Origin of the sequence: Vulcanococcus sp. (assembly GCF_044369115.1) — a bacterium.
Classification (GTDB): Bacteria; Cyanobacteriota; Cyanobacteriia; order PCC-6307; family Cyanobiaceae; genus Vulcanococcus.
The window spans coordinates 1-5,739 of record NZ_JBIPMN010000171.1 but is presented as its reverse complement, the minus strand read 5'-3'; the positions used below and the strand labels follow the sequence as shown (position 1 = coordinate 5,739).

The following is a 5,739-nucleotide window of genomic DNA, read 5'->3' as shown; positions in this document are numbered from 1 at the left end:
GGGAGAGCACCGGCAACGACCTTGCCCAGCTCTTTTATGCCCGCCGCTTCCGTGAGGGAAAGATGTACGAGATCACCTTGGTGGATTTCAGCAAGGCCGGCCACCAGCAGCTGCTGATCGCCAAAACAGGCACCTGGAATGATGCGCGCAGCATGTGGGAGTTCCGTGATGGCCGCATTGTCGATATCGATAGTGCCAACAACCGCACCACCTCCGCTGACTTCGATCGTTATTTCTATCCCTTCACCAAGGCGCCGTTGGATGTGGGCAAGTTGCCCAGTGATGCCGCCCAGATGACCGTGGCCCAGGCCTGGCGCGCCGAAGCCCTGCTGGAGCAGGCCGGCGATCGCAAGGAAGCAAGACGCCTGCGGGTGCGTATTCAGGAGAAATTTGCGTTTCCGGCCATCTGTCTGGTGTTCGGCCTGATTGGCAGCAGCCTTGGGGTGCGTCCCAACGCCCGCACAAGCCGCAGCCAGGGCTTTGGCATCAGTGTGCTGCTGATCTTCGGGTACTACTTGATGTCATTCATTTTCAGTTCGCTGGGGATCAAAGGCACCTTGCTCCCCTTCTTTGCCGCGTGGATGCCGGTGTTCATCGGCCTGGGCGGCGGTCTTGTGCTGTTGAGACAAGCCAGCCGCTGAGCCCTCCTTGCACGGCAGACTGGGCGGCATTCCACCGCGTGGTTCTCCCTTTTCGTGACCGATCCGGTTTTGGCCCTTGGCCTCGGTGCCTTTGCCTTGCTGCTCCTGTCCCTACCTCTGGCCTTCTGGAGTGTGAGCGGCGGCGGCCAGGGCAGTCAGGCCGTGCGCTTGATGGTGGCAGCGGCCAACCTGGCGCTCACCGCCCAGCTCGTCTTGCGCTGGTGGCAGTCGGGTCACTTTCCGATCAGCAATCTGTACGAGTCCCTTTGCTTCCTCGCGTGGGCCTGCACTCTCACCCAGTTGCTGGTGGAGCGCAGTTACCCCTCACCGATCGTCGCAGCTGCAGCGACGCCGATGGGCCTTGGTTGTGTGGCCTTTGCCAGCTTCGCCCTGCCTGATCAACTGCAGCAGGCCGCTCCACTGGTGCCGGCTCTACGGTCCAGCTGGCTCGTGATGCACGTGAGCGTGATCATGGTCAGCTACGCAGCCCTGCTTGTCGGCTCCCTGCTCTCCTTGGCGGTGCTGTTCACCGATCGCGGTCAACAATTAGAGCTGCGCAGCAGCTCGATTGGCAGCGGATCCTTCCGCCAGGCCAGCCTTGCCACCGAGGGCGGCTCACCGGCAGGCCTGCAACTGAGCAGCGCCACCATTTCCCTGAGTGAGCAGCTCGACAGCCTCAGCTACCGCACGATCACCGTGGGCTTTTTGTTGCTCTCGATCGGCATCGTGAGCGGTGCGGTGTGGGCGAATGAAGCCTGGGGCAGCTGGTGGAGCTGGGACCCCAAGGAAACCTGGGCTCTGATCTGCTGGCTTGTGTATGCCGCTTATCTGCACACCCGCCTGAGCCGCGGCTGGCAGGGCCGGCGGCCGGCGATGGTGGCGGTCGCCGGTTTGGTGGTGATTTGCGTGTGCTACATCGGCGTGAACCTGCTGGGAATCGGCCTGCACAGCTACGGCTGGTTCCTCAGCGCTTGATCAGTGCTGGCTCTGCGGCAGGCTCAAAGGCGACCGCACGCGGGACCACACCCATAAGCGAGAACAGTTCCTGTCAAGGGAAAACCGCCAGTCTGTACTAGCCGTACAAACTGGCGGTTGTTGTGTTGGCCTGCTGGGCAGGCCATGTAGGGCGTTCAGGCAGCCACAGCTACAGGACGCTTGCTGTTGCGAATGCCGGTGATGGCATCGGCGTAGCTGGGCTGGTTGAACACGCCGGAGCCGCTCACGATCGCGTTGGCACCAGCTTCGATCACCTTCCAGGCGTTCTCGGCCTTGATGCCGCCGTCCACTTCGATCCAGGGATCGAGGCCGCGCTCATCGCACATACGGCGCAGGTCGCGGATCTTCTGCACCTGGTTTTCGATGAAGCTCTGGCCGCCGAACCCAGGGTTCACGCTCATCACCAGCACCAGATCGCAAAGCTCGAGGCAGTACTCGAGCGTGTCGATCGGGGTGCCAGGGTTGAGCACCGCGCCGGCCATCTTGCCGAGATCCTTGATCTGGGCCAGGTTGCGGTGCAGGTGGGTGCAGGCTTCCACCTGAACCGAAATGATGTCGGCGCCGGCCTTGGCGAAATCAGCCACGTATTTCTCGGGCTCAACGATCATCAGGTGAACGTCGAGCGGCTTCTGGGTTACGGGGCGCAGCGCTTCCACGATCAGGGGACCGATGGTGATGTTCGGGACGAAGCGGCCATCCATCACATCCACGTGAATCCAGTCGGCGCCGGCTTGATCCACAGCGCGCACGTCTTCGCCGAGGCGGGAGAAATCAGCCGAAAGAATCGACGGCGAGATCACCAGGGGTTTGGTGCTCATGGCAGCGCTGCGGGCAGGGAGAGGGGTGATTGTAGGAATGCACCTTCCAACAGCCTTTGAAGCGCCCTTGCAGCGGCCCCGAATCGCTCTAGAAGCACTGATACAGTGAGCGGCGCTTCAAGCCTGAAAGGCCTTGGTGTTGCTGGCCGAACCGGCTGTTCACACGGTTCCGGCGGTCACGATCCCAAGCACCTCCTGGGGTTGACCTCTCTTTCCCTTCGCTGCACCGCCTGTGGATCGCACCCTGATTCAAGAAATTCTCGAGGTTGTTGAGCAGGCAGGCATCGCTTCCGCCAAGCTCACCGGCATGGGCCTCAAGAACGAGGCAGACGCCGCCGCCGTTGAAGCCATGCGCGAGCGGATGTACAAGATTCAGATGCAGGGCCGCATCGTGATCGGTGAGGGCGAGCGCGATGAAGCTCCCATGCTCTACATCGGTGAAGAAGTGGGCAGCGGCACCGGCCCCGGCGTTGATTTCGCTGTCGATCCCTGCGAAGGCACCAATCTCTGCGCCAACAGCCAGCGCGGTTCGATGGCCGTGCTCGCCGCCTCTGATCGCGGTGGTCTGTTCAACGCCCCCGACTTCTACATGAAGAAGCTGGCCGCTCCCCCGGCCGCCAAGGGCAAGGTGGATATCCGCAAGTCGGCCACCGAGAACATCGAGATCCTCAGCCAGTGCCTGGGTATCCCCAAGGATGAGCTTGTGATCGTGGTGATGGACCGCGCCCGCCACAAGGATCTGATCAAGGAGATCCGCGCCACCGGCGCCCGTGTGCAGCCCATCTCTGATGGCGACGTGCAGGCCGCCATCGCCTGTGGCTTCGCGGGTACCGGAACCCACTGCCTTATGGGCATCGGCGCTGCTCCCGAAGGTGTGATTTCCGCGGCCGCCCTGCGTGCCCTCGGCGCTCACTTCCAGGGTCAGCTGGTGTACGACCCCGCCGTGGCCCAGACCTCCGAGTGGGAAGGTCTCACCAAGGAAGGCAACTTGGCTCGTCTGGCTGAGATGGGCATCAGCGATCCTGATCGCATCTACGAAGCGGAAGAACTGGCTTGCGGCGAGAACGTGGTGTTTGCCGCCACTGGCATCACCGATGGTCTGCTGTTCGATGGCGTGAAGTTCGAGAAGGACTGCACCCGCACCAGCTCCCTGGTGATCAGCACCCTCGACAACACCGCACGCTTCACCACCACCGTGCACATCAAGGACGGCGCCCAGAGCATCGCTCTGCGCTGATCAAGCCCACAGCGGTTGGGGTGCTCTGAATTCTTCAGGGCACCCCGCCTTTGTGTAGGCACTCTGCATTCGCCTTCCCTCGCACGTTTCGTTTCCGCTCCATGCACATCGCCGTCGTCGGCCTCAGTCACCGCACGGCCCCGGTGGAGATCCGGGAACGCCTCAGCATTGCCGAACAGGCGATCGAGGACTCCCTGCAGCGGCTGCGCTCGAGCGATGAGGTATTGGAAGCCTCGATCCTGAGCACCTGCAACAGGCTCGAGATCTATACGCTGCTGCGCCACCCCGAACAGGGCGTGAGCGCCGTGGGTAGTTTTCTCAGCGATCACTCCGGGCTTGAGCTTGATCAGCTCACACCCCACCTGTTCACCTATCACCACGAAGACGCTGTCGCCCACCTGATGCGGGTGGCCGCTGGACTCGACTCCCTGGTGCTTGGAGAAGGCCAGATCCTCTCCCAGGTGAAGAAGATGTACCGCCTGGGCCAGGAGCACCGCTCCATCGGGCCAATTCTCAATCGCCTTTTAAATCAGGCCGTGAGCACCGGCAAGCGGGTGCGCAGCGAAACCAATCTCGGCACCGGTGCGGTGTCGATCAGCTCCGCCGCCGTTGAGCTTGCTCAGCTGAAGGTGGGCCAGGCCCGTGGGGTCGATGATCTGGTGCCGCTCGATCAAGAGCAGATCGCCGTGGTGGGCGCAGGGCGGATGGCACGCCTGCTCTTGCAGCACCTTCAGGCCAAAGGGGCCCGAGGGGTGGTGTTGCTCAACCGCACGCTGGAGCGAGCTGAGCAGATGGCCGCTGATTTTCCCGGCCTACCGGTTCAATGCCGGCCCCTCACTGAGCTGGATCACTGCCTGAGCACCTGTTCGCTGGTGTTCACCAGCACGGGAGCGGAGGAGCCGATCATCACGGTGGAGAGGCTCGAGAAGCTCAACCGCCGCTCTTCGTTGATGCTGGTGGACATCGGCGTTCCCCGCAACATTTCCGCTGGTGTTGGCGATCTCGGTGGCGTGAACTCCTACGACGTGGACGATCTGCAGGAGGTGGTGGCGCGCAACCAAGAGGCTCGCCGTGAGATCGCCGCGGAGGCTGAAGGAATGCTGCGCCAGGAGGGCCGCGATTTTCTGGATTGGTGGGATGGCCTGGAAGCGGTGCCCATCGCTAACCGCCTGCGCACCCAGCTGGAAGTGATCCGTGAACAGGAGCTGCAGAAGGCCCTCAGTCGCATGGGTCCCGATCTTTCGGCCCGCGAGCGCAAGGTGGTAGAGGCGCTCACCAAGGGCATCATCAACAAGATCCTGCACACCCCCGTCACCAACCTGCGAGCACCGCAAACGCGCCAGCAACGGCACCAGGCGATGAAGGTGCTTCAAGACCTGTTCGAGCTGCACGACAGTCAGGACTGAGCGGCCGGGCATGGCCCATGTGACATGCCCTTTCCGTTTGCAGCCAATCTGCTCAGAAGGGTTTCGGTGTGGGCATTGGTTCGCCTACCGTCTTGGCGCCCAAGGCACTAGGGATCAGGCATGAAGCGCGTTCTGGCGATCATTCTCGGCGGCGGAGCCGGCACGCGCCTTTATCCGCTCACCAAAATGCGCGCCAAGCCCGCTGTGCCTCTGGCAGGCAAATATCGCCTGATTGATATTCCGATCAGTAATTGCATCAACTCCGGCATCAACAAGATGTACGTGTTGACGCAATTCAATAGCGCGTCGCTCAACCGGCACCTCACTCAGAGCTACAACCTCTCGTCCGGCTTCGGCCAAGGTTTCGTGGAGGTGCTGGCGGCGCAGCAGACCCCCGAAAGCCCCAGCTGGTTTGAAGGCACCGCCGATGCGGTGCGTAAATACCAGTGGCTGTTTCAGGAGTGGGATGTGGACCACTACCTGATCCTGTCCGGCGACCAGCTCTACCGGATGGACTACAGCACGTTTGTGGATCACCACATCTCCACCGGTGCTGACGTGAGCATCGGCGCCCTGCCTGTGGATGCCGCCCAGGCCGAGGGGTTTGGCCTGATGCACACCAACGACCACGGCCGTATCAA

Annotated in this window: 6 protein-coding genes; 5 read left to right on the top strand and 1 reads right to left on the bottom strand. The window is 62.3% G+C overall.

The features are described from left to right. On the top strand, window positions 1-641 hold a 641-nt coding region (locus tag ACIQ2E_RS12085; protein WP_398330811.1), incomplete at its 5' end, for an LptF/LptG family permease. Between the two features lie 54 nt (window positions 642-695). Then, window positions 696-1,616 (top strand): c-type cytochrome biogenesis protein CcsB, encoded by a 921-nt coding sequence (gene ccsB / locus ACIQ2E_RS12080; RefSeq protein ID WP_398330808.1) that lies wholly within the window; start codon window positions 696-698, stop codon window positions 1,614-1,616. Between the two features lie 155 nt (window positions 1,617-1,771). Here ccsB and rpe read toward each other — a convergent pair whose 3' ends face one another. After that, window positions 1,772-2,455, bottom strand: coding sequence for a ribulose-phosphate 3-epimerase (rpe, locus tag ACIQ2E_RS12075; protein ID WP_296452269.1), 684 nt, complete (start codon window positions 2,453-2,455; stop codon window positions 1,772-1,774). Between the two features lie 232 nt (window positions 2,456-2,687). Between rpe and glpX the strand changes: the two genes are divergently transcribed. From glpX to ACIQ2E_RS12060, 3 genes are all read left to right on the top strand, one after another. Beyond that, on the top strand, window positions 2,688-3,692 hold the full coding sequence (gene glpX / locus ACIQ2E_RS12070; RefSeq protein WP_296447522.1) for a class II fructose-bisphosphatase: 1,005 nt from the start codon (window positions 2,688-2,690) through the stop codon (window positions 3,690-3,692). Window positions 3,693-3,793: 101 nt separating this feature from the next. Beyond that, on the top strand, window positions 3,794-5,098 hold the full coding sequence (locus ACIQ2E_RS12065) for a glutamyl-tRNA reductase (RefSeq protein WP_398330803.1): 1,305 nt from the start codon (window positions 3,794-3,796) through the stop codon (window positions 5,096-5,098). Between the two features lie 120 nt (window positions 5,099-5,218). Continuing rightward, on the top strand, window positions 5,219-5,739 hold a 521-nt coding region (locus ACIQ2E_RS12060), incomplete at its 3' end, for a sugar phosphate nucleotidyltransferase (protein ID WP_398330800.1).

Bases quoted from the DNA above. Each gene is read 5' to 3' on its own strand.
- ACIQ2E_RS12065 (WP_398330803.1), top strand. From the start codon at position 3,794: ATGCACATCGCCGTCGTCGGCCTCAGTCACCGCACGGCCCCGGTGGAG.
- rpe (WP_296452269.1), bottom strand. From the start codon at position 2,455: ATGAGCACCAAACCCCTGGTGATCTCGCCGTCGATTCTTTCGGCTGAT.